At 48.2% G+C, this 25987-nt stretch carries 21 protein-coding genes; 13 read left to right on the top strand and 8 right to left on the bottom strand.

Annotated features, from left to right (window positions below):
• Positions 1-166: 166 nt before the first annotated feature.
• The 4 genes from C4H11_RS13170 to C4H11_RS13155 form a co-directional block, all read right to left on the bottom strand.
• Positions 167-1624: a RagB/SusD family nutrient uptake outer membrane protein gene (locus C4H11_RS13170; protein WP_106042683.1), complete on the bottom strand. Its 1458-nt coding sequence runs from the start codon at positions 1622-1624 to the stop codon at positions 167-169.
• 13 nt (positions 1625-1637) lie between these two features.
• Positions 1638-4934 carry a SusC/RagA family TonB-linked outer membrane protein gene (locus tag C4H11_RS13165; RefSeq protein WP_106042681.1) on the bottom strand — a complete coding sequence of 1099 codons (3297 nt, stop codon included), beginning with the start codon at positions 4932-4934 and terminating at the stop codon, positions 1638-1640.
• 88 nt (positions 4935-5022) lie between these two features.
• Positions 5023-5931 (bottom strand): dihydrodipicolinate synthase family protein, encoded by a 909-nt coding sequence (locus C4H11_RS13160; protein ID WP_106042679.1) that lies wholly within the window; start codon positions 5929-5931, stop codon positions 5023-5025.
• A gap of 34 nt (positions 5932-5965) precedes the next feature.
• On the bottom strand, positions 5966-6688 hold the full coding sequence (locus C4H11_RS13155; protein WP_106042677.1) for a FadR/GntR family transcriptional regulator: 723 nt from the start codon (positions 6686-6688) through the stop codon (positions 5966-5968).
• A gap of 259 nt (positions 6689-6947) precedes the next feature.
• On the opposite strand from C4H11_RS13155, the gene C4H11_RS13150 reads away from it, so the two are divergent.
• The 5 genes from C4H11_RS13150 (at position 6948) to C4H11_RS13130 (ending at position 12271) form a co-directional block, all read left to right on the top strand.
• On the top strand, positions 6948-7907 hold the full coding sequence (locus C4H11_RS13150; protein ID WP_106042675.1) for a tetratricopeptide repeat protein: 960 nt from the start codon (positions 6948-6950) through the stop codon (positions 7905-7907).
• Between the two features lie 307 nt (positions 7908-8214).
• A complete protein-coding gene (locus C4H11_RS13145) occupies positions 8215-9063 on the top strand; it encodes a prephenate dehydratase (protein ID WP_106042673.1) in 849 nt (282 codons plus the stop codon).
• On the top strand, positions 9038-10222 hold the full coding sequence (locus C4H11_RS13140; RefSeq protein WP_106042671.1) for a pyridoxal phosphate-dependent aminotransferase: 1185 nt from the start codon (positions 9038-9040) through the stop codon (positions 10220-10222). Before C4H11_RS13145 ends, C4H11_RS13140 begins: the two co-directional genes overlap by 26 nt.
• 155 nt (positions 10223-10377) lie before the next feature.
• Entirely contained in the window at positions 10378-11445 is a 1068-nt protein-coding gene (locus tag C4H11_RS13135; RefSeq protein WP_106042669.1) for a bifunctional 3-deoxy-7-phosphoheptulonate synthase/chorismate mutase type II, read from the top strand.
• Between the two features lie 52 nt (positions 11446-11497).
• On the top strand, positions 11498-12271 hold the full coding sequence (locus C4H11_RS13130) for a prephenate dehydrogenase/arogenate dehydrogenase family protein (protein WP_106042667.1): 774 nt from the start codon (positions 11498-11500) through the stop codon (positions 12269-12271).
• A gap of 74 nt (positions 12272-12345) precedes the next feature.
• On the opposite strand, the gene C4H11_RS13125 is transcribed toward C4H11_RS13130, so the two are convergent.
• On the bottom strand, positions 12346-13344 hold the full coding sequence (locus C4H11_RS13125) for a lysylphosphatidylglycerol synthase transmembrane domain-containing protein (RefSeq protein WP_106042665.1): 999 nt from the start codon (positions 13342-13344) through the stop codon (positions 12346-12348).
• A gap of 161 nt (positions 13345-13505) precedes the next feature.
• Between C4H11_RS13125 and rsmA the strand changes: the two genes are divergently transcribed.
• From rsmA to C4H11_RS13110, 3 genes are all read left to right on the top strand, one after another.
• The gene (gene rsmA / locus C4H11_RS13120; protein WP_106042663.1) at positions 13506-14297 is read left to right on the top strand and encodes a 16S rRNA (adenine(1518)-N(6)/adenine(1519)-N(6))-dimethyltransferase RsmA; all 792 of its coding nucleotides are present in this window, start codon (positions 13506-13508) and stop codon (positions 14295-14297) included.
• A gap of 12 nt (positions 14298-14309) precedes the next feature.
• Positions 14310-15656 (top strand): magnesium transporter, encoded by a 1347-nt coding sequence (mgtE, locus tag C4H11_RS13115; protein WP_164996549.1) that lies wholly within the window; start codon positions 14310-14312, stop codon positions 15654-15656.
• Positions 15657-15773: 117 nt separating this feature from the next.
• The gene (locus tag C4H11_RS13110) at positions 15774-17627 is read left to right on the top strand and encodes a DUF349 domain-containing protein (protein ID WP_106042661.1); all 1854 of its coding nucleotides are present in this window, start codon (positions 15774-15776) and stop codon (positions 17625-17627) included.
• Between the two features lie 4 nt (positions 17628-17631).
• Here the strand turns inward: C4H11_RS13110 and C4H11_RS13105 are convergent, their stop codons facing one another.
• The 3 genes from C4H11_RS13105 to C4H11_RS13095 form a co-directional block, all read right to left on the bottom strand.
• Positions 17632-18243 (bottom strand): L-threonylcarbamoyladenylate synthase, encoded by a 612-nt coding sequence (locus C4H11_RS13105; RefSeq protein WP_106042659.1) that lies wholly within the window; start codon positions 18241-18243, stop codon positions 17632-17634.
• 68 nt (positions 18244-18311) lie between these two features.
• Positions 18312-20054 (bottom strand): ATP-dependent DNA helicase, encoded by a 1743-nt coding sequence (locus C4H11_RS13100; RefSeq protein ID WP_106042657.1) that lies wholly within the window; start codon positions 20052-20054, stop codon positions 18312-18314.
• Positions 20055-20105: 51 nt separating this feature from the next.
• A complete protein-coding gene (locus tag C4H11_RS13095) occupies positions 20106-20894 on the bottom strand; it encodes a Cof-type HAD-IIB family hydrolase (protein WP_106042655.1) in 789 nt (262 codons plus the stop codon).
• 486 nt (positions 20895-21380) lie between these two features.
• On the opposite strand from C4H11_RS13095, the gene C4H11_RS13090 reads away from it, so the two are divergent.
• The 5 genes from C4H11_RS13090 to C4H11_RS13070 all read left to right on the top strand — a co-directional run bounded on the left by C4H11_RS13090 (position 21381) and on the right by C4H11_RS13070 (position 25975).
• Positions 21381-22349 (top strand): SPFH domain-containing protein, encoded by a 969-nt coding sequence (locus tag C4H11_RS13090; protein WP_106042653.1) that lies wholly within the window; start codon positions 21381-21383, stop codon positions 22347-22349.
• Between the two features lie 11 nt (positions 22350-22360).
• Positions 22361-23653, top strand: a complete 1293-nt coding sequence (locus C4H11_RS13085; RefSeq protein WP_106042651.1) for an alpha/beta hydrolase — start codon at positions 22361-22363, stop codon at positions 23651-23653.
• A gap of 43 nt (positions 23654-23696) precedes the next feature.
• Positions 23697-23870 (top strand): DNA-binding protein, encoded by a 174-nt coding sequence (locus C4H11_RS13080; RefSeq protein ID WP_106042649.1) that lies wholly within the window; start codon positions 23697-23699, stop codon positions 23868-23870.
• A gap of 2 nt (positions 23871-23872) precedes the next feature.
• Entirely contained in the window at positions 23873-24346 is a 474-nt protein-coding gene (locus tag C4H11_RS13075; RefSeq protein ID WP_106042647.1) for a hypothetical protein, read from the top strand.
• Positions 24347-24592: 246 nt separating this feature from the next.
• A complete protein-coding gene (locus C4H11_RS13070) occupies positions 24593-25975 on the top strand; it encodes a hypothetical protein (RefSeq protein WP_106042645.1) in 1383 nt (460 codons plus the stop codon).
• Positions 25976-25987: the final 12 nt, after the last annotated feature.

Raw genomic sequence — 25987 nt, 5'->3', positions numbered from 1 at the left:
CAAGTATCGATACGTATGTATTTAGTCCATTATACAAGCCACCACAGGGAGGCTTCCTATCTCGCTATAGTGACACCGGAAGTCTCACCGCAATGACGTCATCGACGCCACCGCGGTGAGGTTTTCGGGTGCATCACAGAGAGACGATACCGAACACCCCTCCTCGTCATCGGACGGCACTTTCGTATCCTTCTGTCTGAACCAGCTTCTCGTTCAAAACCATGTTGTTGTAATTGATAGGCAGGTAAAGAGGGTAATTCGCTTTGCCCTGAAGGTTGGGGACCTCATTATAAATATCGATGGTGCCGCCGAAGTGGAAGCGCAGCAGGTCGTACCACCTTTTCTGCTCGATGAACAATTCGCGCAGACGCTCGTCGCAAAGTTCCTTTTCCACGGCAACCTTATTCTTTGCGCCGTCGTAGTCGGCCAGTCCGGCACGCCCGCGCACTTCGTTCAGGTCTTTCAGTGCGGCGTCTACATTGCCCAAGGCGGCATTGGCCTCGGCACGCAACAGCAGCAAATCAGCCCAACGGTAGACAATCAGGTCGTCGTCGAAAAAGCGGTCGTCAGTATACGCATGCCCGCGGAACTTATTGGTTTGTGTCAGTATCAGCTTACCGTCTTTGTCCACCATATCAATCATGGCCACCGGATAGCGCTTGTCGGCGGGATTCTTAAGATATATCGCCCGGACCTTATCGCTCGGGGCATACACATGGCGGCTATTGTTGGGGGAGGTTGCGGCATTCTCCAAATTCGCGGCCATCGAGAGGTTGTCTGTTCTGGACGTCGTATTGGTAGCAATGGAAAGGTTGCCCACTTCATAGCGTTCGAAATACAAGGAGAAGATAATCTCTTTATTCTTCTTGTTCGCATTGTCGAACACCGAGGCATAGTCCGGAAGCAGCTCCACACCGCTGCTTGCCACCCGGTCGATGGCCGCAATGGCAGCCTCCAAGTCGGCTTTTCCTCCGCCCAAGACTTTCGCTTTCCACATCAGGGCATCTGCCTTCAAAGCGTAGGCGGCCGGGCGGGATGCATAGTTCTTATCCACATATCCGTCTTCGGGGAATAAGGTGATGGCCTTTTCGATATCGTCCAGAATGAATGCCATCACGGCGTTCTTGGGCGAACGCGCCTTTAACTCCACTTTATCGGACAATACCGGTTCGGTGATCAGCGGCACATCGCCCCAATTCCTGAGCAGATGGAAGTAAGTGGCAGCCTGCAGAAAATAGCTTTGCGCCTTGATGCGGTTCTTAGACGCTTCGTTCGTAAACTTCAGTCCCTCTATCCTGCTAAAGAGCAGATTGGTGTGATGAATGATGTTATAAGCACCCATGAACGAAGGGGCATTGCTCTCGAGCAAGTTCTGCGACCAAGCCACTGTAACGGGGCCAATCTCTCCGGCCTTGAAAGCATCGCCTCGGTCCTCGCCGTAATAGGAGGTATTGTTCAATTTCCTGTACGCGTTGTAAATACCCGTAAGATAAGCCTCCGCGTCACCGGAGTTTTTCCAGAACGATTCGGTAGTAATGATAGAAACCGGTTTCACATCCAACGCATCGCAACTGTACAACAGGGTACAGAGCGCTATTCCCATGATTATATGTATCTTTCTCATTGTTCCATCTGTATTAAAAAGTTAATCTTGCACCGACATTTATCTGAATCGGGATGAAGTATTCACCCGTTTCCTGGCCATCGTATTGCTCGGGACTAAGTCCGTCGTACGAGGTAATGTAGCCTATATTGTTCACACCGGCATTGAGCGTGACGCCTCTCAGTCCCAACTTGGCACAAAGGGTGCGCGGCAATTCATATCCCAAAGAGACCTCACGGAAACAGAGATAGTCGCCTTTCGAATAATAGGCGGTATTATCCGCATTGCCGTTGCTGTTCATGCCCAAGTAGGCAATGGTACGCATGTGGTTGCGATAGCCGTTATCCCAATCGGAAGCATTGTCGTAACGGGGATATTTGCATGTAGCCGCATCGCCCGGCTTCCACCAGATATTTCCGTTCTTCACGTCTTCGGTCGTAATGATGGCATTACGCGCATTCGCATTGGCACGGACTCTCCAGATATTGGCAATGGAATGTCCCAAAGCGAAGTCTACGACAAAACGCAAAGAGAAATTCTTATAAGTAAGGTTGTTTATCAAAGCTCCCTTTTTATCTGGAGCCGCCCAACCGATGAAGGTGATATCCTTGTCATCGATGACTCCGTTTCCATCCAAATCTGCCCAGATAGCGTCTCCGGCCACTTTCTTCTTTCCTTGTTTGTAACCGGACACCTTTGTATCTGTCGGTGCATTGGCTGCCGCTTCGTCCGTATCGTACACTCCCAGGAACTTATATCCCCAGCGAGCGCCGATGCGTTCACCTTCTGCCAATCCGCCGGCTTCAATGTATCGGCCGGTACTGCTGTCCCAGACTGTGCCGCCTTCCACGCGGTTTTTGTCTCGACCGTTGTTCGGCAGTTTCTTCATGTAAGTCCGGTTCATACTGAAAGTTCCTGTGATGTCCCAACCTATGCGGGAAGTCGGCGACAGCGGGCGAGCCGTCACAGTAATTTCCACACCCTTATTCTGCACCGTACCCAAGTTGGCCTTTATGGTGCTGAATCCAGTCTCTTCAGGAAGCGACTTATCATACAAACGATCGGTAGTCAGCTTGTTATAGCCCGTCAAGGATAACTCGAAACGATTATCGAAAAAGCCTGCATCGAAGCCCAGGTCGACATTGGAAGTAGTTTCCCAAACCAAGCCCGGATTTGCCAATACGGAATTCAAGATGCCGGACTTGCCTCCATACAGATACGAGGCATATTCACCTTGTGTATTGGAATAAGTCAGATTGTTATTGCCGGTTTGTCCCCAACTTGCCCTTAGCTTCATCCTGTTTATGACGGTTTTAGGGAACCAATCCTCGTAATGCATATTCCAACCACCCGAAACAGCCGGGAAGAATGCGTATTTATGGTCGTCGGCAAATTGCGAGGCACCGTCGTAGCGTGCAGAGACAGTCAGCAGATAACGGCGTTTGTAATCATAGTTAAAGCGGGCAAAGAAACCCATCAAAGTGTTTTTCTCCAGCGAAGACGTAGTACGTTGTTCGCTCGTCTGTGTCGGCTGGAGGGTAGGTATATGATCGGTAGAAGCTCCGGAGCCCGAACCTCTCAGGAAGTAATTATTGTTCTCCGTATAGTTCATACCAATCATCGCATTCAATGTATGATCCTTTTTGATTACCTTATCGTACGTAAGCACAGCATCCGCCATCACTTGTTTGCGCTGGTCGTGCGTTTCCCACGTCTTGCGGCTTTTATTAAACTGGTTCCACTTTTCAAAGAAGCGGTAAATGTTTTCTTGCATATAGTAGGACGCAGACGGCTTGAAGTGAAGCCCTTTACTAATTTCCCAGTCCAATCCCAACTGTAGGGTATTGCGATAGTCCATATCAGTTATATCCTGATAATACAGCTCGTGCAAACGACTTCGCGGTGATCTTCCCGATTCGCCGATACCCGGAGTTCCATCGTCATAATAAAGACGGAAAGTAGTAGGATAACGGGCAGAACGGTCAAGAGTACTTGTTCCGGAGTGAGTAGGGTCTGTTTGCTTATTTGAAATGGTAGAATGTTTGATGCCGGCAGTCACTTTCAAGTTTTTACGAAGGCTATAGTTTCCGTTTGCAGTGAAGCTGAAACGGTCATAGCCTGTACCGAGCACCATACCCTCTGCATTGATATAACCTAAACTGATGTAATAGCTTGCTTTGTCCGTTCCACCGGAAGCGCTGACGTCAAAATTATGGGTAATGCCGGTCTGAAACAGAATATCTTTCTGATACTTATTATCCTTAAACAAGATGTCTTTACCGGAATACGGGTCTTTCATGGTCTCATAACCTTGTTTGTTCAACAAATCATCCACATATCCTTGTCCCATATTTCTAACCAGATCGTCTACATACTCTGGTGTAAAGCGAGCATATCCATAGCCGACCAAAGTTCCGTTTTTATAATTGATATTACCCGTTGAATAAGGGTAAGCGCCTCCCTCCAACCGACCGGTCACATTGGAATCGTTGATGCCGCGCGCACCAGCCAGGCGTGAATAATACAAATAATCGCGTGCATTGGTGAACGGATAGTTCTGGCGGATTTGCTCTATGCCTAAACGGTAAGAAGCAGAAATAGTAGCCTTTCCCCCCTTAGATTCTCCTTGCTTCGTGGTAATCAAGATGATGCCATTCGCAGCTTTTGCACCATATATGGCTGCCGAAGCCGCATCTTTCAACACCTCCATCGATTCGATATCCTCTTGATTTATCCCGCTCATATTTTCGCGAAGAACTCCATCTATCACAAACAAAGGAGTATCGCCGGACGGATTGGTGGAACCTCCGCGAATAAGGACAACCGGTTGTGCGCCCGGCTGACCGGTGGTCTGCCGAATATCCAAACCTGCCACCTTTCCTTGCAAATTATTCAAAGGAGAGGCTGAAACAGAAGAGAGCAATTCTCCTCTCTTGACAGAGACGACACCCGAAGTTACGGTTGCTTTCGACTGCGTGCCATAGCCAATAGCAACTACTTCATCCAGGGCAACAGACTCACCTTGCAAGACCACATCATAGAATGTGTTGTTGGTCATTCTGATTTCCTGCGTCTTCATGCCAATGAACGAAATCTGTAGTACAGATTTTTTAGGAACCTTCAGGGCAAACTTACCCTCTACATCGGATGTGGTGCCAATCACTGTGTTTTTCACTGCAATGGAAGCACCGATGACGGGTTCTCCCATCTCGTCTTTCACGATACCTCTGATTTCCAATTCTCCTTGCTGCTGTGCATACACTGGACCTAAAAGTCCGGTAAACATCAAAAATACAGCGAATAGAAACTTTAATCCAACAAAATTTCTCATCTTTGTAAAACTTTTAATTTAATATTTAAGGTATGGGGAAAGGGGTGTCATCGCCGGTCAAAGTTTGTCATCCCTTCCCTTTTTTTAATTATTTAAGGAATCCTATTTTCTTCAAATCTTCTTTCAAGGCTTTATATTCTTGTTCCGTAAACGGAGCGATGGGCAGTCTGCAATTACCACAATCAATGCCTATCAAGTTCATGATAGCCTTTCCTCCGCGCACGCCACCACCGTATTTGATGATAATCTCTACCACTTCTATTGATTTCTGTTGCAACTCACGGGCCTTCTGCAAGTCGCCTTTCTTCATAGCCTCAAAGATGGCGTGATAAACAGCCGGAAGATAATTGTAAGTACTGCCTACGCCGGCTTCAGCGCCAAAAGCCAGGCCCGCGATTAGAATTTCATCATAACCATGGAGCACTTCAAATTCGCCGCCGTTTAGCGCCAGGCATTCTCCCATCTCCATTAAATTGTTGTGCGTAAACTTGGTTCCTACCAAGTTGGGCATCACTTTCTTTCCCTCGGTCAAGAACTCGGCAACCGACAAATTCACACCTGTCATCGACGGCATGTTATAATAGTAGAAAGGTAGATCCGCAGCCGCATGAGCTATGGGTGTAAAGAAATCCACCAAGTTTTTTACATTCTCCGGCTTGAAAAAACAGGGAGCCATAGCCCCAATAGCATCTACGCCGACTTCTTGGGCATAACGGGCAAGGTCAATCGCTTCGACCTGCGAGTTGCTTCCTACATGAGCAATGACCTTAAAACGTCCTCCGGAAGACTGAACCCACTGCGCCATCGTTTGTTTACGTTCTTCAACTGTCATCGAAAGAGATTCGCCTGTTGTGCCGCAGACAAAAACACCCTCCATCCCGGAATTTGCCATTAAGTCAGCATACTTGTCAATTACCGAAAGGTTAATCGCACCTGTTTCATCCATCGGAGTAAAAGAGGCTGCCACCAACCCATGCAAACGTTGATAATTTTTCATTGTTCTTACATCTATATAATCATTAAAAAAGTAACTATCCTTTCTTCGTCCGTTCTTCCATAAATATCTTATAGACGACAAAATGACGCTCCAAAGCAGCCCGATATCCATCTTCATCCTTTGCTTTTATATATTCAAGCAAATCGGTGTGAGTCACCAAACCTCCCTCTTGTCTGATTCTTATATTGATAGGTTCAAGAAATTCCTTAAACTTATCTTTTACAAAAACCATCACAGGATGGATTATTTCCTGATACTCACAAATTATCCGGTTTCCGGTTATCTCATATAGCTTTGAGTGAAAAGTAAATTCACTGATTGGGGCATACTCGTTATTGTCAAAAGCAATGCCTAACCTTACTATCTCTTCCAGCTCCTCTACATCTTTGGGAGTGATATGACGAAACAAATCGCTACATATCCCTATTTCTAAGGCTATTCTAAAGCCAAGAATGTCAAACAGTGAATTTTCAGACATGATCCGCGGGTCGACTACCCGCTTCATTCCTCCAAGAATAGACGGTTCTCTCAGAATCATCCCCTTACGGGTACGAGTCTCTATCATACCCATCATTTTCAGGCGACTTAACGCCTCTCTAAGGACGCTGCGAGCTACCCCAAGGGCAGCAGCCAATTCCAACTCATTAGGAATGGCATCGCCTATGCGCAAATCTCGTTCGCGAAAATAGGTAACTAATTTATCTTCTACCTGATCCACCAAAGTGGTAGCCTGATTATTAATTTTCAAATATTCCATAACGCCGCAAATTAAATGAAGTCATCTCTCTTTATATAAAATCTGATTTGTCAGACAAATAAAACAGTTTTAAGTTTTATATGCAAGCTTTGGAACAACAAAACAAACCTTATTTTATCGGCTATAACATTTTTTAAATATTCATTCTGAAGTTTTTTATAGATAGGCTTCCCTATGATGAATAAAATTTAGCAAATAAAAAATAAATCACTATTTTTGTCTATTAAATTATACTACCACTTAATAAACATAGATATTTATGAGATTCTTTAAATCTTTTTTCTCCGGCAAAACTGAAAGCCCGGCAGATGAGAAAGAAAAAAACGACCGAAAGAACTTTGAAATATTCAAATACGATGGCATGCGGGCACAACGCATGGGGCGTGCAGACTATGCCGTGAGATGCTTCACGGAAGCCCTTGCCATCCACGAGGACTTCGAGACAATGGGCTATTTGGCACAAGTATATATTCAGACTTCCGCACTTGACGACGCACGCAAACTGCTGGAACAGATGGTTAAAATAGAACCCGAACACACCGCCACTTACCTCAGTCTGGCCAATGTGTGCTATATGACCGAAGACTATACTGCCATGGCTGAGGCGGCAAAAAAAGCCATCGAAATAGAAGAAGGCAATGCCATGGCCCATTACCTGCTCGGCAAAGCCGACGATAGCCAAGGAAACGGAATAATGTGTATAGCCCACCTCACCAAAGCCATCATGTTGAAAGAGGACTTCATGGAAGCACGCCTGCTGCGTGCCGAAGCATTAGTCAGGATGCGGCAATACAAAGAAGCAATGGAAGATATTGAAGCCATTTTGGCACAAGATTCCGAAGACGAAGCCGCTCTGCTGCTACGCGGGAAAATCAAAGAAGCTACCCAAGACGAAGAGGCGGCAGAAGAAGATTATCGCCTCGTGACTGAGCTGAATCCATTCAACGAACAAGCATTCCTATATTTAGGTCAGCTTTATATCAACCGCAAACAACTGACAGAGGCCATCGAACTCTTCACCGAAGCCATTGAGTTAAATCCGGATTTCTCAACAGCCTATCACGAACGAGGACGTGCCAAACTTCTGAACGGAGACAAGGAAGGCGCTACGGAAGATATGAAGAGAGGAATGGAACTGAACCCCAAAGAGGCAAAGAGCATCACCGGACAATATGACGGACAACCAGCCGGCAGACAGACGGACATTTTGGGGTTATAGGAAAACGGTTCTAACACCCAAAATATATTGTTCTGAAATAAAAAAACATCTTTTTTGTTTGCATCTAAAAGAAAAGCATTACTTTTGCGACATCATTCACCGATAAAGTTTACAAATGATGAAAGCTTTCGCTTACGCATATTACTTCTTTTTTTACTTTTACTTTAACCGGAAAGTAGAGCGGGAGTTTGTATGTGTCAAGTGACAGTGACGCTTAAGAACTGAACAGAAAGAATAAGTAAAATACTGAATCCCGCTCCATCCGTATGGAAGCGGGATTTTTTATACCAAAAACTCTGATGATACAATGAAAAAAGTCGCCATTCAAGGAGCTTCAGGCTCTTTTCACGACATTGCCGCTCACAAGTACTTCGAAGGAGAAGAAATAGAGTTAATCTGCTGTGCCAGCTTCGAGGATGTTTTTGCCTCCGTCAAGCAAGACAGCAACGTCATCGGCATGCTGGCCATAGAAAATACCATCGCAGGAAGTTTGCTGCACAACAACGAACTGTTGCGCCAAAGCGGCACGCAAATCGTGGGAGAACACAAGCTGCGCATTTCGCACAGCTTCGTATGCCTGCCCGAAGAAGACTGGAAGGACATTACGGAAGTCAACTCCCACCCCATTGCCTTGATGCAGTGCCGCGAATTTCTGAACGGACATCCCGACATCAAAGTGGTGGAGGCCGAAGACACCGCGCTGAGCGCTGAAATCATCAAGGAAAAGAACCTGAAAGGCCATGCCGCCATCTGCTCCAAAGTAGCCGCCGAACGCTACGGAATGAAAATTCTGCAAGAAGGCATCGAGACGAACAAGCACAACTTTACCCGCTTCTTAGTGGTGGCAGATACTTGGCAGGCCGACGAACAGAACCGCCACCGCAAGAAGGAAGTCAACAAAGCGAGCATGGTATTCACTTTGCCGCACACCGAAGGGAGCCTCTCGCAGGTATTGTCCATCCTTTCTTTCTACAACATCAATCTGACCAAGATACAGTCTCTGCCCATCATCGGGCGGGAATGGGAATATCAATTCTATGTAGACGTCGTGTTCGACAACCTGCTCAGATACAAACAGTCCATTGCGGCGATTACCCCCCTGACCAAAGAACTCAAAATATTAGGAGAATATGAAGATGGAAAATCAAGCCTCTAAAATAAAGCCGGCACAACGCCTGGCAAGCGTAAGCGAGTACTACTTCTCGAAGAAACTGAAAGAAGTGGCGCAGATGAATGCCCAAGGCAAAGACGTCATCAGTCTGGGCATAGGCAGTCCCGACATGCCGCCTTCGGAGCAAACCGTGCAGACCCTTTGCGAAGCCGCCCGGAACCCGGACGGGCACGGCTACATGCCCTACGCAGGCATTCCGGAGCTGCGCCGCGCATTTGCCGGCTGGTATAAGAAGTGGTACGGCGTGGAACTGAATCCTGACACCGAGATACAGCCGCTCATCGGCTCCAAAGAAGGCATCCTGCACGTCACGCTGGCTTTTGTCAATCCCGGCGAACAGGTGTTGGTGCCCAATCCCGGCTATCCTACTTATACCTCGCTCAGCAAGATACTCGGCGCCGAAGTGGTGAACTACAACCTGAAAGAAGAAAACGGCTGGATGCCCGACTTCGACGAGCTGGAAAAGATGGACATGAGCCGCGTGAAACTGATGTGGACCAACTATCCCAACATGCCGACAGGAGCCAACGCCACTCCGGAACTTTATGAAAAACTGGTTGACTTTGCCCGCCGCAAGGACATCGTCATCGTAAACGACAACCCCTACAGCTTCATCTTGAACGAACATCCCGTCAGCATACTCAGCGTGCCGGGAGCCAAAGATTGCTGCATCGAGTTCAACTCCATGAGCAAGAGCCATAACATGCCGGGCTGGCGCATCGGCATGCTGGCCTCGAACGCCGACTTCGTGCAATGGATACTGAAAGTAAAGAGCAACATAGACAGCGGCATGTTCCGCGCCATGCAACTGGCTGCGGCCGTTGCGCTGGAAGCGGAAAAAGAATGGTATGACGGCAACAACGCCAACTATCGCAATCGCCGCCGGCTGGCAGGAGAAATCATGAACGCCCTGGGATGCACCTATAACGAAAACCAGACGGGAATGTTCCTTTGGGGGAAGATTCCGGAAAGTTGCACCGATGTGGAAGAGCTGACGGAACGCGTGCTTCATGAAGCCCGGGTATTCATCACGCCCGGTTTTATCTTCGGAAGCAACGGAAAAAGGTTCATCCGCATTTCACTTTGCTGCAAAGAGGATAAACTGGCCGAGGCGTTGGAAAGGATCAGAAAAATAAAAGAATAACTTTTACAAAAAAGAGCCTTACTAAAAACTCACCCGATTTTTAGTAAAAATCCACCGAAGATTTAGTAAAAAGCGGGAAGGCCCTTCAACAGGGCGTTTCAGAGGGCATCAAGGCTTTTATCAAGAAGTAAAATAACTAAACACACAGAAGAAATATGGAACTCGAATTAGAACCCATCAAACTGCCCGGCGTAGAAGACAAACGTCCGCTGATGATTGCCGGACCGTGCAGTGCCGAGACTGAAGAACAAGTGATGAACACCGCCAAGCAACTGGCCGACAAAGGTATCAAGATTTTCCGTGCCGGGATATGGAAACCGCGCACCAAACCGGGCGGTTTCGAAGGCATCGGTGTAGATGGCCTGCCTTGGCTGAAGGAAGTAAAGAAAGAGACGGGCATGTACGTGGCTACCGAAGTGGCTACCGCCAAGCATGTGTACGAATGCCTGAAAGCGGGCATAGACATCCTTTGGCTGGGGGCGCGCACCACTGCCAACCCCTTCGCCGTGCAGGAAATAGCAGATGCGCTGAAAGGCGTGGACATCCCCGTACTGGTGAAAAACCCCGTCAACCCCGACCTCGAATTATGGATTGGAGCCATGGAGCGTATCAACAATTCCGGTTTGAAGCGCCTGGCCGCCATTCATCGCGGATTCAGCAGCTACGACAAGAAGATATACCGCAATCTGCCGCAATGGCACATCCCCATCGAGTTACGCCGCCGCATCCCCAACCTGCCTATCATCTGCGACCCCAGTCATATCGGAGGCAAACGCGAACTGATAGCTCCTCTTTGCCAACAAGCCATGGACTTGGGCTTCAACGGGCTGATTGTGGAGACACATTGTAATCCCGACGGTGCATGGAGCGATGCCGCCCAGCAGGTAACGCCGGATGTGTTGGACTATATCCTTAACTTGCTCGTCATCCGCAAAGAAACGCAAAACACGGAAAACCTCAACGAACTGCGCAAGCAGATTGACGAATGCGACAACAACCTGATACAAGAGCTGGCCAAACGCATGCGCATCGCCCGCGAAATAGGTACTTACAAGAAAGAGCACGACATGACCATCTTGCAGACCGGACGCTACAACGAGATTCTGGAAAAGCGTGGTTCGCAAGGCGCACTCTGCGGCATGGACACTAAATTTATAAAGACCGTGTTCGAGGCCATACACGAAGAAAGCGTGAGGCAACAAATGGAAATCATCAACAAATAAAGACCGGGTGACGCCGCAAGGCCAAACGCCATTTACCCCATAGAAAAAAATTATGCGAATACTAATACTTGGAGCCGGGAAAATGGGCTCTTTCTTTACAGACATCCTGAGCTTTCAGCACGAGACGGCCGTGTACGACGTCAATCCGCACCAGCTGCGCTTTGTCTACAACACCTATCGCTTCACCGCACCGGAGGAGATAAAAGACTTCGAGCCGGAACTGGTCATCAATGCCGCCACGGTGAAATATACGTTGGACGCCTTTCGGCAAGTGCTGCCCCTGCTGCCCAAAGATTGCATCTTAAGCGACATAGCCTCGGTAAAGACCGGCCTGAAGAAGTTTTACGAGGAAAGCGGTTTCCGCTACGTCTCCACGCACCCCATGTTCGGTCCGACGTTTGCCAGCCTCAACAACCTGAATACGGAAAATGCCATCATCATCAGCGAAGGCGACCATCTGGGCAAGATTTTCTTCAAAGACCTCTATCAGACGATGAAGCTGAACATTTTTGAGTACACGTTTGAAGAGCATGACGAAACGGTGGCATACTCGCTGTCCATTCCTTTCGTCTCCACGTTTGTGTTTGCAGCGGTGATGAAGCATCAAGAAGCGCCGGGCACCACCTTCAAGAAACACATGGCCATCGCCAAAGGTCTGCTGAACGAGGACGACTACCTGCTGCAGGAGATTCTCTTCAACCCGCGCACTCCTTCGCAAGTAGAGAACATCCGTCTGGAACTGAAGAATCTGCTCACCATCATCTCCAACAAAGACGCCGAGGACATGAAGAAGTATCTGACGAAAATCAGGGCGAACATCAAATAGAGCAGTTGGGCATAAGGATATAAATGCTAAAGGAATCAAGATTCCGAAACATGACCGTAGAGCTAAACCGTTGGTTAAATATGGGGTGGAAGAGATTTCCGGTTAGTGAATGACAGGTGCATCCATCCCCAAATTCCCAATACGATGACCAGCAATGTCTGTATGCCGTGCACTATCAGTGCAAAAACCCCGGCATCGGTGACGTTTATCCCGTAAAGCATCATCATGGTGATGATGGCAAAGTGCCATGGGCCTGCACCGTTTGGCGTGGGTACAATGACGGCAAACGTGCCGCCTGCAAACATCACCAAACCGGCCGAATAGCCAAGATGAGCGGTGAAGGTGAAACAATGGAAAGTGATATAGAAATGGTAGAAATAGCACATCCAGATGAGTAGCGTGTAGAGAATGAATAAGGGGATGTTTCTCACTTTTCGGAGCGACATCACCCCTTCCCATACGTTCAGTACAACCCCTTTCACCTTTTCAAAAAAGGAAAGTGTCCGCAGAAGGAAATGAAAGAGTGTTGCCACCCCGATGATGCAGAAAAGTGCGACATAAAACCAGGGAGAAGTGACCAGATGCAGCAGTGAAGGGATTTTTGTACCCGTTTCTTCGAAGAAACGGAAAAAGACCGGCATTTGCAACAGAAAGGCGATGCCTGTAATCAGCAGGATGCAAAGGGTATCGACCAAACGTTCGGTAACTACCGTTCCCAGCGATTTGGCAAAAGAGACATTGTCATATTTGGCCAATACGCCGCAACGTGACACTTCGCCCAGACGAGGCAGTATCAGATTGGCTGCATACGACACAAAAATGGCATCCACACAATCGCCGGTCTTGGGACGGGCATTCAAAGGTTCCAGCGTCTGCTTCCAGCGCCAGCCGCGGAACACATGGCTCATGATGCCGAAGAAGAGAGAAAAAAGCATCCACCACCAGTTTGTGGTGTGTAGAAGCACCGCTTTTGCCTTTCCAAAGTCAAAATCACGATATACCCAATAAAGGATGAACCCTCCCAAAAGAATGGGCAGTACAACTTTCAGTGTCTTTTTCATGAGTTTCTTCATCCGATATATCCAAATTCTTCATTTATCATTCTTTATTCTTCATTGAAAAGAATTACCTTTGTTCCGCAAAGCAGGCTGCGGCTCATTGCAGAACAAATCCGTAGGGATTGCAGGTGAGACAGCTTACGTTTGCGGAGCAAAAGTAATGATTTAGTTGATACATGAGATTAGTTAAACCTAAAAAGTTTCTTGGCCAGCACTTCCTGAACGACCGGAAAGTGGCGCAGGACATTGCCGATACGGTGGATGCTTGCCCCGAAATTCCCATTCTCGAAGTAGGGCCGGGTATGGGAGTGTTGACCTGTTTCCTTCTGCCCAAGGGGCGCGATGTCAAAGTGGTGGAGCTGGACTATGAGTCGGTGGCCTACCTGAGGGAAGCCTATCCGCAATTGGAAGACAATATCATCGAGGACGATTTTCTCAAGATGAACCTGCGACACTTGTTCGGCGGCAGGCCTTTTGTGCTGACAGGAAACTATCCCTACAACATTTCCAGTCAGATATTTTTCAAGATGCTGGAGTATAAAGACTTGATTCCCTGCTGTACGGGCATGATACAAAAAGAGGTGGCCGAACGCATTGCTTCCGCCCCGGGCAAGAAAGCATACGGCATCCTGAGCGTGCTGATACAGGCATGGTACAAAGTAGAATACCTCTTCACCGTAGATGAACACGTGTTCAATCCTCCACCCAAAGTGAAGAGCGCCGTTATCCGCATGACGCGCAACGGGACGCAAGCGTTGGGATGCGACGAGAAGCTGTTCAAGCAGATAGTGAAGACAACTTTTAACCAACGCCGCAAGACTTTGCGGAATTCCATCAAGCCGATACTTGGGAAAGATTGCCCGCTGACGGAAGACCCATTGTTCAATAAACGACCGGAGCAACTTTCCGTGCAAGAATTTATTGATTTGACAAACAAAGTGGCGACAGCTCTGAAAAAACGTGATTAACGGTTAGGGATAATGGAAATAACTGAAGAATACATAGATAGAGTCAAAGGACTGATTGAAGAAAAGGATGCAGAGACAGTCAAGGAGCTTTTGATGGCCCTTCATCCGGCGGATATTGCGGAACTGTGCAATGATCTTGATCCGGAAGAAGCTCGCTTCGTCTATCGTCTTCTGGACAATGAAACAGCGGCCGACGTACTGGTGGAAATGGATGAGGACGTCCGGAAAGAATTTCTTGAAATTCTACCCTCCGAAACCATTGCCAAGCGTTTTGTGGACTATATGGATACGGACGATGCCGTGGATCTGATACGTGAACTCGATGAAGACAAACAAGAAGAAATCCTTTCGCACATCGAGGACATAGAGCAGGCCGGAGACATCGTGGATTTGCTGAAGTATGATGAAGACACGGCCGGTGGATTGATGGGTACCGAGATGGTGACCGTCAACGAGAACTGGAGTATGCCGGAGTGTCTGAAAGAGATGCGTCTGCAAGCCGAAAAGCTGGATGAAATCTATTATGTGTATGTCATCGATGATGAAGACCGCTTGCAGGGGGTCTTTCCACTGAAGAAAATGATTACCTCGCCGTCTGTCTCAAAGGTGAAGCATGTGATGAAGAAAGAACCGATATCGGTACATGTAGATACCTCCATCGACGAAGTGGTGCAGGTCATCGAAAAGTACGACTTGGTGGCAGTTCCCGTAGTGGACAGTATCGGGCGCCTGGTGGGGCAGATTACTGTGGACGACGTCATGGACGAGGTGCGCGAGCAGTCGGAACGCGACTACCAATTGGCATCGGGTTTGTCACAGGATGTAGAGACGGACGACAACGTAATGCGTCAGACCACCGCCCGCTTGCCGTGGTTGATTATCGGTATGTTGGGCGGCATAGGCAACTCTATGATATTGGGTAATTTTGATACTACTTTTGCCGCTCATCCCGAAATGGCTCTCTACATTCCACTGATTGGCGGTACGGGAGGCAACGTGGGAACCCAGTCTTCGGCCATCATTGTACAAGGACTGGCCAACAGTTCTTTGGATGCCAAAGATACTTTCAAACAGGTTGCCAAGGAAGCTGTTGTGGCAGCAATCAACGCCACCATCATTTCTTTGTTGGTATATATTTATAATTTTGTTCGCTTCGGAGCCACGGCCACAGTCACTTACTCCGTTTCCATCAGTCTCTTTGCTGTCGTCATGTTTGCCTCTATATTCGGTACGCTGGTGCCCATGACGCTGGAGAAGCTGAAGGTTGATCCGGCTATCGCTACCGGCCCCTTTATTTCAATTACCAATGACATTATAGGCATGATGCTTTATATGGGTATTACCGTACTGTTGTCATAAACGAAAGAAAAACAGAAAAAAACAAGGAAAAATATATGAAGTAATCTTTTTATTTCATTAATTTGTAGCCTGATGTAACCCCAACGGGTTTTCTCCCGTTACTAAAAAATAGATACAATGATGGACGCGCATGACACTAACCTGCCTGAAAAAACAGTAGAGTTAGAAGAAGGAAAAAAAGCAGCAGAGGTTTCTGAAAATAAAATCACGGAAACTCCCGCTGAAGAAGTTGTTTCAAAAAAGCCTGTAGAAGTTGACCGGAAACTCACAAAGGAAGAAATTCTGGTCAAGCTGAAGGAAATGGTCGCCGATGTGGAGAATGTGGCGAAACCGGAGATAGATACCTTGAAGCAGATTTTCTACAGATTACACAATGCCGAACAAGAAGCGGCGCGAAAGTTATTTGTTGAAAACGGGGGAGCGGCAGAAGATTTTGTTCCGCAGGCAGACTGCCTGGAAGAGGAATTTAAACACATCATGTCCGTCATCAAAGAAAAAAGAAGTGCACTTGTGGCCGAACAGGAAAAGCAGAAGGAAATGAATCTGCAAATCAAGCTTTCCATCATCGAGGAACTGAAGGAGCTGGTGGAATCTTCCGATGACCCGAACAAAAACTATGCGGAATTTAAGAAGCTGCAACAACAATGGAATGAAGTTACCCTGCTGCCGCAAGGCAAAATCAACGAACTTTGGAAAAACTATCAGTTGTATGTAGAGAAGTTCTACGACCTTTTGAAACTGAACAATGAGTTTCGTGAGTATGACTTCAAGAAAAACCTGGAAATCAAGATGCATTTGTGTGATGCTGCCGAGAAGTTGGCAAATGAGCCCGATGTGGTTTCTGCTTTCCATCAGTTGCAAAAGTTACATCAGGAGTTTCGAGATACAGGGCCGGTAGCCAAAGAATTGCGCGATGAAATATGGGCACGTTTCAAGGCTGCCTCTACCGCCGTAAACCGTCGTCACCAACAACATTTCGAAGCATTGAAAGAAGTGGAACAGAATAATCTGGACCAGAAAACCGTGATTTGTGAAATCATCGAAGCCATTGATTACAATGAACTGACAAACTTTGCTTCTTGGGAGAAGATGACACAAGAAATCATTGCTCTTCAAAATAAATGGAAAAATATCGGTTTTGCTCCCCAAAAGATGAACGTGAAGATTTTCGAACGTTTCCGCAAAGCGTGTGATGAATTCTTCCGCAAGAAAGGTGAATTTGTCAAGACATTGAAGGAGAGTATGTACGAAAACTTAGAAAAGAAACGGGCGTTGTGTGAAAAGGCGGAGGCGCTGAAAGAGAGCACGGACTGGAAACAAACTGCCGACGAGCTGACCAAACTTCAAAAGGAATGGAAAACCATCGGACCGGTGACCAAGAAATATTCGGATGCTGTGTGGAAACGCTTTATCTCTGCTTGCGATTACTTCTTCGAGCAAAAGAACAAAGCAGCTTCTTCGCAACGCACCGCGGAGCACGACAATCTGGAAAAGAAAAAAGCCGTCATCGAACAGCTGGACGCTATCTGCGATGAGATGGACACAGAAGAAGCCTCACAATTGGTACGTAATCTGATGAAGGAGTGGAACAGTATCGGGCATGTGCCTTTCAAAGAAAAGGACAAAATCTATAAGCAATATCACAACCGGATAGATGAGCTGTTCAGTCAATTCAATATCAGTGCGTCGAACAAAAAAATAAGCAACTTCAAATCAACAATTGTCTCCATCCAGGAAAACAGTCCGCAAACTCTTTATCGCGAGCGCGAGAAGTTGGCACGCACTTTTGAAAACATGAAGAACGAACTGCTGACCTACGAAAACAACCTTGGATTCCTCACGGCTTCTTCCAAGAAAGGAAACAGTCTATTGACCGAAATCAACCGCAAGGTGGAAAAACTGAAAGCGGATATCGAACTCGTCAAAGAGAAAATCAAGGTGATTGACGAGAACATTGAAGGCAGGGAGTGATGATTCATTCATCCAGCCATCCTGCCCCCTGCCGTACGATTTCTATTTCTCCATTAGTGCAATCCACCACCGTAGAAAGGTCGGTGCTGCCGATGCCACCGTCGATTATTAAATCGACGGTGGCTCCGTATTTTTCTTCTATCAGCTCGGGGTCGGTGCAATATTCTATGTCTTCGTGCTCGTCGCGGGGTAAGGTGGCGGTCATGATAGGAGCATTTAGCAAGCGGGCTATTTCCTGAATGATGACGTTGCCGGGCATGCGTATACCCACTTCTTTGCGATTACGGAATATCTTGGGAAGCCGGGTGGTACCCGGCAGAATAAAGGTGAAAGGGCCGGGAAGATTACGCTTCATCAGCTTGAAAGTGGCATTATCCACTTTGGCATACTCGCTTACTTTACTCAAGTCGTAACAAATGATGGAGAGGTCGTTTTTCTTCGGATCTATATCTTTGAGACGGCAGATGCGCTCGATGGCACGTTCTTTCAATCCGTGACACCCCATGGCATACATCGTGTCGGTAGGATAGATAATGATGCCGCCGTCATTTAAAATATCGATAACCTGCTGAAGGTCGGCAGCATTGTTGTTCTTTTCATATAGTTTCAGAAGCATGGCTGTAGGGAGTATGGTTAAAAAAACTAACACAAAAATAGAGAATAAACGGTTTATAACCAAAGATTTTACCTTTTAAGCATTTCCTTTTCCAGCTTCTTTATCTTCTTCCAGGCCTCCTTGAACTTGGGGCATAGACTGACCGCCTTGTTGTAGTTCTTCATGGCAGCTTCTTTCATGTCCAGCTTTAAGCATTCATCGCCCATTTGGATGTATTCCCGGGCATATTTCACCAACGTTTTCTCTTTCTCCAGAGCAGCCTGTCTCAAAGCCTGATTCTCTTCCCGCAGCGTGTTGATGATGTGAAGCTTCCGGCGGATGAAGCGCCGGATATTCGGTTTCTCTATGTCGTAGCGCGAGTGAATGGCCTTAAAGAACTCGTTCAGGAAGGTGTCGAAATCTCCTCTGTCAAAAGCCTTAGTGGCAGCGACATACTGCATGTCCGCCTGCGCTTGCTTTAAGGCACGGTCAATGGCTGCCTGATTGTTGAAACGCGTCGCAAAGCTGACAATCTCAGGACGCACGAATACATCGGCACGGCTGATGGGTTTCTTCAACTCTATGCCCTCGAGCGAGGTGCAGCGGCTGAGGGCCACATAGGTCTGTCCGCCGGCAAACACTCCGCCGGTAAAGTCGATGACCACACGACTGAAGGTCAATCCCTGACTTTTATGCACGGTGACGGCCCACGCCAGACGTATAGGATATTGAGTGAAAGTGCCCAGTTCCTCTTCCTCAATCTGTTTCTTCTCTTCGTTGTATTTGTAGCGGATGTTTCGCCACGATTCACGTTTCACGTCGACTTCCTTACCGTCATCGGTAATAATGTAGATTGTTTCCTCAATGGGGTCGAAGCCGCTGATGACACCGATGGTGCCGTTCACCCAGCGGCGGTCGAAATCGTTCTTGATGAAGATGATTTGTGCACCGGGTTTCAGAGTGAGTTCTTGAGAAGTGGGGAGGCTGCTTTCCGGAAAGTCACCCCTGATTTCACCAAAGAAACTGACCGGTTCACCGGGAAGTTCCGCCAACTTCTTATCATTGATATAGTCCACATTGTCACGGCGGGTGGCGAGGGTGATGCACATATCCGCCTCCGATTGCTTTACTTCTGCGCCATAGCGCGTATTTAGCAGTTGCAGGTCGGAAGAATTGACTGTGTCGTTGCGAATATGATCTAAAACGTTGATGAATGCAGTGTCGGTTTGTCGATATACTTTTTGCAGTTCGATGGATACAAGGTCTATCTGACTGAACACTTTTGCCGAAAAGAAGTAAGGGCTGGGATAGAAACGGTTCAGAATCTCCCGCTCGTCTCCTTTCACAACCGGTTCCAGTTGAAAGACGTCGCCCACCAATAGAACCTGTTTGCCGCCGAAAGGCTCGCGCAGGTTTCGGGAGTAAACACGCAGAATACGGTCCACCGCATCGATGATGTCTGCACGTACCATGGAAATCTCGTCGATGATGATAAGCTCCAGTTCTTCGATCAACTTGCGATGGGCCTTGGTGTATTTAAAGAACTCGTGGATGCGCCTTTGTTGCAGGCTGAAGTTGGCATTATCGGGCAACAACGGATAAAAAGGCAATTTGAAGAAGCTGTGCAGCGTGCTGCCTCCCGCATTGATGGCGGCAATACCTGTGGGAGCCAGTACCACATGTTTTTTCTTCGTAATGCCGCAGATGTATCTCAGGAAAGTGGATTTGCCCGTGCCCGCCTTACCTGTCAAGAAGACGGACTGGCGGGTATATTGTATGAGTTGCAAGGCATCTTGGAACTCTTTATTCCGGCTATCGGGAGTAAAGTTCAATGTTCGGCAGAAATTGATTAGTGATTCGCGTTCAGTTCTCGTAGTTTGACATCAGATTATCTTGAACCATTTCAAGGCATTGGCTATTCCATTGTCATCCACCCCGGAGGTTACGTAATCGGCGGCAGCTTTCACATCTTCTTGGGCGTTTCCCATGGCTATGCCTACGCCGGCATGGCGTAACATGCCGATATCGTTTCCTCCATCGCCGAAGGCCATGGTTTCCTCTCTTTGGATATCGAAATGACGGATAATCAAGTCAATACCGTTCTGTTTGGTGTTTCCCTTAGCCGTCGCGTCAACGAAAGCGGGATGCCAGCGTCCCATTTCACAGTTTGGAAGGGCAGGCAGTAAAATCCGCTCCTCATCGGTATTGATGAATGGGGTCAGCTGATAAATCTCCTGCCCCGAATGATTGCCGCTATAGGGTCTTGCTCCGATGGGGGCTATTTTAAGCTGTTCATGGAAAATCTCTTCTACTATTCCGTTCGGTTGGTTCACATAGATGTCATTCTCTTCAACAAGGATGCAGGGAATGTTCCGGTTATGGCAGAAGGCAGTCAGTACATCCACTTCCGCTGTAGGGATGGGACTTTTGTAGATGACGCTATCTTCAGCGAAGCAATAGGCTCCGTTCATGGTGATATAGCCGTCTATCAGATTTCGCTCTTGCAAGGCCGAAAGATTGTTGATGACGATGCGCGGACGTCCTGTGGCGATGAAGATGCGCATGCCTTTGGCTTTTGCGGTGGTCAATGCTTCGATGGCAGAAAGAGGGATTTCGTGCGTCTTAAAGCTGACCAATGTGCCGTCAATATCTAAAAACAGGGCTTTTGTCATAGGGCTATTTCTTTTGTATTTTGCGCAAAAATACTCAAAAAGAAAAGAACTTCCGCACTTTTGCAAGTAAATAAATAAAGCTTTGAAGCCCAACCATTACGTATCATCTCCGTATCAACGGCCCGTCAACATAACTTCTCCGCATATCCTCCGCATCAGCTCCGTATCAGCTCCGTATATCCTCCGTATCAACTCCGTATCAACTCCGTATAACCTCCGCATAACCTCCACTTCTATAGATACGGAGCAGACACGACGTTGACACGTCCTTGACAGGGAAATGACAGAATGTGGCAAAGATAATTGCCGGGGTGCAATCGGTTTTAAATCCATGCTTAATAAATATCCCGGATGAAATTCAGCCGCCCCTTATTCGATTGTTAATTTGTTTTAACAGCCGTTCTTTCATCCTTTCCTTTTTGCTTTTTATGAAAAATAATAGATATATTTGTGATATCATAATGATATTAATTAAATCTATTAGGTATGGAAACGAAAGAGTTGGATTTCAAAGGTTTAAGAGTGAATGGTTTTGTTGCCTTATTCTTACATTTAATCGTGCTTAGCGCAATAATCTTATCCGCTTTTATCATCGGTGTAAACCATAGTGCGGCGCTTGTGATCGTGGCAATAATCCTGTCGGTGGCCTGGTTTATTTTGATTGCGGGATACATGCAGCTGGAACCGAACGAAGCGCGGGCCATGGTGTTCTTCGGAAAGTACAAAGGGACGTTCAAGGAAACCGGGTTCTTTTGGGTCAATCCTTTCTTGGACAAGAAGAAACTCTCGCTTCGCGCACGCAATCTGGACGTGGAACCTATTAAGGTAAACGACAAGATAGGCAATCCCATTCTGATAGGCCTGGTGCTGGTGTGGAAATTGAAGGATACCTATAAGGCGATGTTCGAGATTGACGCGCAGACTATGGCGGCATCTGCCGCAGGCGTGGGAAACAACAGGCAGGCAAGCGGCGGATATGCGGTGGCCGGACGGATGAATGCGTTCGAGAACTTCGTCAAGATACAAAGCGATGCAGCCTTGCGTCAGGTGGCCGGACAGTATGCTTACGACGACAACGAGACTGATAAGGAGGAGTTGACGCTTCGTTCGGGCGGCGAGGAAATCAACGAGCAGTTGGAGCAGAAGCTGAACGAACGTCTGGCCATGGCAGGCATGGAGGTAGTGGAAGCACGCATCAACTACTTGGCTTATGCGCCCGAGATTGCCGCAGTGATGTTGCGGCGCCAGCAGGCATCGGCCATCATTACCGCCCGCGAGAAGATTGTGGAAGGAGCGGTTTCCATGGTGAAAATGGCGCTTCATAAATTGTCTGATGAAGGAGTTGTGGACCTGGACGAAGAGAAGAAAGCGGCCATGGTCAGCAATTTGTTGGTGGTGCTTTGTGCGGATGAGGCGGCGCAACCGGTAGTGAACACAGGAACGTTGAACCATTAATATTTCAGGAAATGAGTGCTTTCGGTTTTTTAAGATGGGTGCTGATTGGGATCGGCTTTCTGTCGGGTTATGTATGTGTCGTTCATGCGCAAAACAGCCACATAGTACGTGCGCAACGCATCTACGAACTTTTTGCGGCGGGACAGGGCGACAGCGTTCATGCGGCCTTGAACAAAGAGTTGCAGGCTAAACTCTCACCCGCCGATTTCAATGATACTTTCAGACAGACAGAGAAAACTTTCGGCCCGTTGCAATCGAAAGGAGATTGGCAGACAGATGCCATACAAGGAGCGGCTGTCTATTATCGCGATTTGATGTTCGAGCGCTACAGCCTTCGGTTTATATTGGCTTTTGACGCGAACGGGGGAATGAATACCATTCGGCTGGCTCCGGTGCCTGCGCTTTCTTCCGCCAAACCGGTGTCATATGATGCGGCGAAGATGACTGAGAGGGAGATTACCGTAGGCGCCGATGGCTTTGAACTTCCCGGGACATTGACGTTGCCGGTGTTTGCCTCGAAACAGCGCAAGGTGCCTTGTGTCGTTCTGATACATGGTTCCGGCCCCAACGACCGCGACGAGACGATAGGACCCAACAAACCGTTTCGAGATCTTGCCCGGGGGCTGGCGGAGCGAGGTATCGCGGTCATCCGCTATGACAAGCGGACGAAAGTATACGGTGCAAACAGTGTGCCTGCCGGACGAGCACTTGATTATGACACGGAAACGGTAGACGACGCTTTGTCCGCTTTGCGTCGGGCAGAGGGTTTGCCGGAAATTGCGACTGACAGCATTTTTGTATCAGGCCATAGCCTGGGCGGAATGCTGGCTCCACGCATTGCGCAAAAGTCCGACATACCGGCGGGCATCGTCATCCTCTCCGGCCCGGCCCGCCCGCTTGATGTATCTCTGAAAGAACAACTGGCCTATATTGCGTCATTGACCGGCACCAAGGTCGACGTCCAAGAGCAGGCGGATAAACTGATGGCTGCCCAACCCCGCTCTTATTGGGACTTTGCCGAGACTTACCGGCCAGTGGAGACGGCTGCCGGACTGACGTTGCCGATACTTGTCCTGCAAGGCGAACGCGACTATCAGGTGACGATGGAAGACTTCGCCCTATGGCGTTCCGGCTTGCTACATCGCAAGAATGCCTTCTTCAAATCCTATCCGAGGCTGAATCACCTGATGCAGGAGGGTAGTGGCAAGGCCACCCCTTTCGAATATAACCGGGCTTCGCCCGTCGCGGCGTATGTAATGGATGACATTGCCTCCTTTGTGCGTGGAGAGCGCGGCAATTTCTGACTATGGCAAGGTGTACAGATAGACAACCGTAAATCGTTAAAAAGTGGCTAAAAAAGAGACTTCAACCAAAAGCTTTATCCTGCGTGTGGATGCCGGGACAATGGAAGCCATTGAAAAATGGGCGGCCGATGAGTTCCGCAGCACGAACGGACAGCTTCAGTGGATTATCGCTGAAGCATTACGTAAAAGCGGGCGGATGAAGAAAAAGAAGTGTTAATCATGAAGCTTATAAAATTTGGGGTTTATTCGGGAGCGGATTATCCCGATTTGCGTTTCCTGCCTTCGCGGCTCGACCATGTGTTGGAAGGTGTGGTCATCTTATTGCTGCTCACCGCTTGGGCGTCGGCCTTTTATTTTCACTTCGGCCCGCAGCCTGCCGGAGTGGAGCCTTCCTATGTGTGGGCCATGGCAGGCTCTTCGCTTCTTACCGCCTTGTTGTTGGGTGTGTCAGCCTATCTGCCCATGCGCTTCTACAGCTTCCCTGTCAGACTGACCGACGAGAATGTGGGTATGCAATGTATGCTGGCCGTACGCCTTGTGCGTGTATTGAACATCCAGCTGAATGCACTGTTAACGGTCTGCCTATGGTTGGCCAAGGACGCCCGTATCATGGGAGCGGCAATGCCCGTCTTGGGTGTGGTGATAGCTTTGACATTCATAGCGTATTACGCTTTGGCATACAGACACCGATGAACAGACGAACTGATTCATCCAAAAATTGACGGAGGAAGAAGCGTCTTTCCCGTCAATTGCCGGAACATCGTTTTATCAGGTACAAGTGTTCAACAACCATTGAATTTCAACCTCAAAACGGCCCTTGCCTGTCGGTGCTTTGTTGTTACCTACTAATGACTAATCTTTATACTCTTTTTACAGTTTTTAGGTATTGTCTCTCTTTTCGACACCTCCTACCCTTGCCCCCACAAATTAAGGTTAAAAATGAAAAAAAGAGTAGGATTATTTGCCTTGTGTTTCTCATTATCTGTCAATGCCTTACAGGCAGGTGAGCCGGATGAGAAGAAAGAGGTTCCCACGGAAGTAAACACGGAAACACCGACCCCCAAGGAGCAGAAAAAAGAGTTGGCCGCGGAAGACGAAGACTATCGTTCGTTCCGTTTCGGCGGATACGGCGAGATGGTGGCGAGCTTCAAGGACTACGGCATCAACCGTTTCGGCGGGCCGGCCGGCAACTCCAAAGAAAACAGAAACACGATTGCCATCCCCCGATTTGTGCTTGCTTTGGACTATAAGTTCAGCCCGAAGTGGATACTGGGAGCCGAGATAGAGTTCGAGGCCGGAGGCGTAGGCACCGAGATGGAACTGGAGAATGCCGAGAACGGAGAATATGAGACGGAGATGGAAAAGGGTGGAGAAGTGGCTCTCGAGCAGTTCCATGTCACCCGACTGATACACCGTTCGTTCAACCTGCGTGCCGGCCACATGATTGTCCCCGTAGGGCTGACGAATGCGCATCACGAACCAATCAATTTCTTCGGCACCTATCGTCCCGAAGGAGAAACCACCATCATCCCTTCTACCTGGCACGAAACCGGCTTGGCGGCTTTCGGTACGGTGGGACGCGGCTATGCCACGTTCGATTATCAAGCGATGGTGGTTACCGGCTTGAATGCCGACGGCTTCGGCCGCGACTATTGGGTGAAAGGAGGGAAACAAGGACTTTTCGAGGTCGACAACTTTACGTCGCCCGCCTACGTGGCGCGGCTGGACTACAGAGGAATCCGCGGTCTGCGCGTCGGCGCCTCTTTCTACTATTGCAACGACGTGACGGCCAACGCCGACAAGCGTTACAAATACTCCAGCGTAGGGCGTTCTGCCGTCACCATCTATTCGGTGGACGCACAGTATAAGAATAAGTACGTCACGGCTCGCGCCAATCTGATTTCCGGCACGGTGGAGAACTCCAACGCCATCGGCAATGTTTCGCTGCCCAATGCTTCGGGCTATTATCACGGAGCCATGAGGAACCTTGCCAAAGAGGCAATCTGTTATGGCGTAGAGGCGGGCGTCAACCTGAGTGCCCTCCTTTCGAGCAAGCATTGCCCGGTTATTTATCCGTATGCCCGTTATGAATACTTCAATCCGCAGGAGAAGGGCGAAGGGTCTTATACGGTGGACAAACGTTGCCAAGTGAGCAAGTGGTCGGTAGGCCTTAATTGGTTTGCCCTGCCCAATCTGGTGGTGAAAGCGGACTATGCAGCCCGCCGGATAGGTACGGACAAGGTCTTTAAGAAAGGAAAGTATACAGGAGAGAATGAGTTCTCCATCGGCGTGGCCTATGTAGGCTGGTTCATCAAGAAATGAAAGAATCCATAA

This window comes from Bacteroides zoogleoformans (assembly GCF_002998435.1).
GTDB lineage: Bacteria > Bacteroidota > Bacteroidia > Bacteroidales > Bacteroidaceae > Bacteroides > Bacteroides zoogleoformans.
This window is presented reverse-complemented; position numbering and strand designations above follow the sequence as displayed.